The 2,931-nt window shown below is 33.8% G+C and carries 2 protein-coding genes and 1 pseudogene; 1 reads left to right on the forward strand and 2 read right to left on the reverse strand.

Annotated features, from left to right (window positions below):
• A pseudogene (locus tag FTU42_RS14625) lies at nt 1–171 on the forward strand (IS5/IS1182 family transposase); the annotation flags it as partial.
• Between the two features lie 29 nt (nt 172–200).
• Here the strand turns inward: FTU42_RS14625 and FTU42_RS14630 are convergent.
• A complete protein-coding gene (locus tag FTU42_RS14630) occupies nt 201–770 on the reverse strand; it encodes a hypothetical protein (protein ID WP_180083707.1) in 570 nt (189 codons plus the stop codon).
• Entirely contained in the window at nt 767–2,704 is a 1,938-nt protein-coding gene (locus FTU42_RS14635) for a hypothetical protein (RefSeq protein ID WP_180083710.1), read from the reverse strand. The genes FTU42_RS14630 and FTU42_RS14635 overlap by 4 nt, the downstream gene beginning before the upstream one ends.
• Between the last annotated feature and the right edge of the window lie 227 nt (nt 2,705–2,931).

The raw sequence follows: 2,931 nt of genomic DNA on the forward strand, positions 1-2,931 counted from the left end.
GGCTATCATCGGCGAAGTTTGGTTGAAACTAAGATGCATTGCATCAAATTATTAGGAGATAAACTCAGTGCAAGGAGTTTTGATAGCCAAGTGAATGAGATCCATGCACGTGTAGCAGTCCTTAACAGATTTACGGAATTAGGTCGACCACTTACCCAAGTTACGCCTTAAATTTGGCTCAATTAGGGGCGCTTTGCATTTCAAATCTTTGTGCAACAAAGCCCTTTATGACTACACCCACAATCAATAATTAGTGCCATTAAAAATTGTCGAAGAAGTAATTCCTTTTGCTCATCCGTAAAATCAGCATTAAAAACATCAGTTTTAAGCCTTTTCGGTAATTCAGCTTCCCAAAAGAAATGCAACTTGAGCTTAAACTCATGTAACCTTTGCCCTCTAAGCAATTTAATTTGCGTTGCTTCGATATCTTTAATAACTAGGGCTGAATACACTCTTTGAATAAGCTTAATTTCATATTGATCCTTTAACCACGGTATTTGTGACTCTATTTCTTGCTTTTTTTTCACACATAATTCAGACCAAAATCCCCTTAATTCTTCCAAATCTTTTTTTGAGATTTTCCTATTGCGAAAGTATTTCTCTACTTTAGCTCGATTCAAATACATTTCGTTTTGAATAAGATCATCAAGTTTCTTTTTTTCACAAGATTCCGTGATCTCATGGATAAGAAATTCTGAGATTTTTTCAAATAAAACATTCGTCGAAGACTCTAGCTTAGTTCGAATTTTTTGTAACTCTTCATCTTTCATGATTGGCTCACCACTGATTTTAATCCCAGTCTTTTAAACAGCTGATTTACTGCATCTTGAATTTCAATCATGTAGGTGTAGGGCTGTAAAGATGAATATTTTGAAAATCCGATCTCATTTTGTTGATCGTGCGCATACCAACTCTTAAAAATCGCATCGGGCAATTCTAAAAAATTCCTTACAAAATGGCGCGTCCAATTGGGATATAACTCATCAATTTCAGGAAAGTTTTCTGATAAATAAGATGCTATATGCTTTTGTGTAAGTGGCTCCAATGTGAAGCTCATGAATTCTGAACCTTTCTTCCAATAAGAAAGGTAATAGATATGATCTGCTGTATTAGCTAGTTCTAAGGCATTAATGTTTTTGATAAATTCATCATAATGCTGTAACTCATTAACAACGAATTCGATCAGAGGTGAATAACGACCATGTGGACGAGATCTACTGCTCTTATCATGGATATATGCAATATTAGTAATAAAATCAAAGTTTTCTCTGATACTAGATGCACCTATAGCAGGACGTGCGCCTGAAGACAATAAACAACAAAACCAGATCCAAACACTGAAAGCATTAAATTTTTCAGCAATGTCTTGTTCTTCTTTTAAAACTTGGACAACTTTCGAGTTTAATGTATTTAAGAATTTTTTCGCTTTATCAAATGACCATACACGCTGACTTCCTACGCGGGCTTGCTCTTCTACTTGAATAAATTGCGGACGATCTAAAACATTTACCTCGTTTTTATTTTGAAACCATAGATATATATACTGCTCATATACCTCATTTAACTGTTTATAAGAAAATCCCCCATACGCTAGATCAGGTTGATGTGAAACCTGTCTACCGATTAAGAAATTTTTCGTAAGATCATCTTTACATATACGGTTCAAATGAAAGGAAAGTTGTAAAGCAATTGAATTAACTGATATCGGGCCTATACGACGATGATAAAACCATTCTGATAAAGACTTTTCGAAATCTGTATTCGTTAGATTGGAAAGGTTAGCCTCTCTAATTCTATTAATCCACATAGCAGGAATTTGAAATGCCCAAGTTGTATGCTCGTTATATTTATTGTCTTTTTTAGCAATTTGACCTTTCAAATTTTTATTTACATTTGCATCAACGATCCACAAATAATAGGCACGATTGGAGCTACGTTTTAATTGCTTAGTTTTTAGCAATTGGTCGATATCTTGAAATATAACGGCACTCTGCCCGGTAAAGATTGACATCAAGCAACAAGCTGCTTTTGCAGATTCCATGATATCTTTGTTTTCATGAAGTTGGTCAAGTAAAATCTGGTTTACAATTTTTAATAAGGGTATGTCCAAATAGTAAATATTACTCACCGTTGGTTGCTGAGTTCTATCTATATGACGATTCAATCTTTGATTTGAGACAAATGGTGCTAGTCTACGCGTATCTTCATTTAGATTATAATCATACTGCTTAGAAGTCTTATCTTCATCGACTTCATCATCAATGTTATCTTTGTCATCTGAGTAATCAAACTGGCTCTCGGTGACCAAAGGTGGATTATGATATGTCTGCGGATCAACGTCCAAATCGTCTATATTCTCAATCTCATCCGTCCTTTTAATTCTTACGTTGTGGCGATAACAGATATCCTCAACTGCGATCCTGTACTCATCTAAATACCTTGTTAAAGCTTTAACTATCTTTTTTGAAACATTAACTTCAAGATCCTTACAGACTGCTATGACATGTACATTTTGGGCTTTTGCATAAGTATTGAATTCTTTAATGGTCTTAGCCGTATGATCGAACTCAATAAGATGATTAAAATATTGAGAAATTATAGGTAAAACTTCAGAAAGAAAACCTTTAAAACTTTTTTCCATCATGTTTAAAATTAGATAGAAATTATAGTTTAGCCTTTCAATTTTAGCTTGAGAGTTCTCCATATTGGACATCAACCCAACTAAAAAATTTACAACATTAAAAATTTTCAAAATATTTTGGTTAATCGAAAGTTGTTTTTCTTTATTTATAACATCCGAATCTGGTGGTGTTTCAAAAAGTATGCTGAAAAAAAGCAGGTTGGATTTTGATAAAATAGAGAAATGCGAATAACTCTAGAAATCAAGTGTCCAGCCTGCCTAAGTGACAGTATAAAGAAAAATGGCACAAA

It is taken from the genome of Acinetobacter sp. YH12102 (genome assembly GCF_013419125.1).
GTDB lineage: Bacteria > Pseudomonadota > Gammaproteobacteria > Pseudomonadales > Moraxellaceae > Acinetobacter > Acinetobacter pseudolwoffii.

Coding starts and splice junctions, on each gene's coding strand:
- FTU42_RS14635 (WP_180083710.1), bottom strand. CDS start 2,704: ATGGAGAACTCTCAAGCTAAAATTGAAAGGCTAAACTATAATTTCTAT.
- FTU42_RS14630 (WP_180083707.1), bottom strand. CDS start 770: ATGAAAGATGAAGAGTTACAAAAAATTCGAACTAAGCTAGAGTCTTCG.